We start from the raw sequence: 1,223 nt of genomic DNA on the forward strand, positions 1-1,223 counted from the left end.
GACAGCGAAGCCAGTCCACGCGTCACGTTCTCGACCAGCGAGATGCTGACTGCAATTTTGAAGGCGTCAACGGTCATGAAATTTCTCGTTCGTGCTCAAGAATGGCTGGCCGACCGTGTTTCCTGGGTCCAATACCCAAACATCAGGCAAATCCCAACGCGCCATAAAAAGTCCGCGCTGCTGTCCCTTCCTGAGCGGATCATCGTCGGAATGTTCGGCCTGTTCCTTCTTGGCGCTGGAACCATAGCGATGGCTGCGGGAGCCTTTGTGCTTTACCTCGTACTCAGCAGCCTCTTCTAGACCTTGTAGTCCAGCGAATTTCCCCCGACGATCCCGGTAATCACCGCGCCGCCGACCAGTTTTTTCACCTCGTCCACGCTCTCGTATGCCGCAGCGCCCAAGAACGGGCGCGGCGGGATCTTGTCAGTCCCCAGTTCCTGGTAGACGGCAATGTCCGAAGTGGACCCGATCGCGGCTTCCAGGCCGTGCGTCTCATGGCTGAGGGAATCGCGTAGCTCGCCAGTGCGCAACAGCGGGTCGTTCTCAGTGAAGCCCTTGCGCACGCGGTCTTCCTTGGTGCTGTCGGCCAATTCCGGCCATGCTTCGTGCATGCCGTTGGCATCCTGGTATTCGCCGATCTTGCCCTTGGCGGCGCGCTCGATGTGCGCAGCCGCCTTGTCGAGCCCCTTCTCTAGCGCTTTGTGTGCGGCAACCTCAGCCAGCAGGAGATGAGCGCCGAATTCCGCAAGGCTTCCGAAATCCTTCATCTCTCGCGCTCCTTGAACTGCATGGCGTCCAGATCGAACTCGGCACCCTCAAATTCGCTGAATTTGATAGCCATCCAATGTCGTCTGGCATCAGAGGCAGATACCCAATCAGCCAGCTCCCGCTCAGACACCCCACATGCCACCGACGCAGGGATTCCATGATGGACGAGCCACAAACATTCATTTGCAGCTTCGTCCGTCAGGAGTTTTTTAGCTCTGTCTCCGGCGCTGCCTGGCGCACGAAGTTGTCAGCCACACCGCGCTGGGCGGCTTCGTTGCCCTCATCACCCAGGCGCTGGTACAACGCGCGCAGTTGCGCCTCGCTTGCTGGGGTCGGCACCGGATCGCCGTCGATGGCTGCCACGTATTTCAGGTGCGCAACCTCGGCGAGGTAGAGCATGTTCAGTTCTGCGCCGCCGGCCGCCTTGGCGAAATCAAGATTCGCCAGCGGATTCG

At 59.6% G+C, this 1,223-nt stretch carries 3 protein-coding genes; 1 reads left to right on the forward strand and 2 read right to left on the reverse strand.

Annotated elements, in window-relative coordinates:
• The coding region (locus RVY79_RS16605; protein WP_317465580.1) for a hypothetical protein at window positions 1-300 on the forward strand (300 nt) is incomplete at its 5' end.
• Here RVY79_RS16605 and RVY79_RS16610 read toward each other — a convergent pair.
• Both RVY79_RS16610 and RVY79_RS16615 read right to left on the reverse strand, forming a co-directional pair.
• Complete coding sequence (locus RVY79_RS16610; protein ID WP_137884599.1) at window positions 297-767, reverse strand: hypothetical protein; 471 nt, start codon at window positions 765-767, stop codon at window positions 297-299. The two genes, RVY79_RS16605 and RVY79_RS16610, sit on opposite strands and share 4 nt — an antisense overlap.
• A gap of 199 nt (window positions 768-966) precedes the next feature.
• Window positions 967-1,223: hypothetical protein (locus tag RVY79_RS16615; RefSeq protein WP_317465581.1), on the reverse strand; the 257-nt coding region annotated here is incomplete at its 5' end.

The sequence above is a fragment of the Chromohalobacter sp. HP20-39 genome (assembly GCF_033052815.1).
Lineage (GTDB): Bacteria > Pseudomonadota > Gammaproteobacteria > Pseudomonadales > Halomonadaceae > Chromohalobacter.

Coding starts and splice junctions, on each gene's coding strand:
- RVY79_RS16610 (WP_137884599.1), bottom strand. CDS start 767: ATGAAGGATTTCGGAAGCCTTGCGGAATTCGGCGCTCATCTCCTGCTG.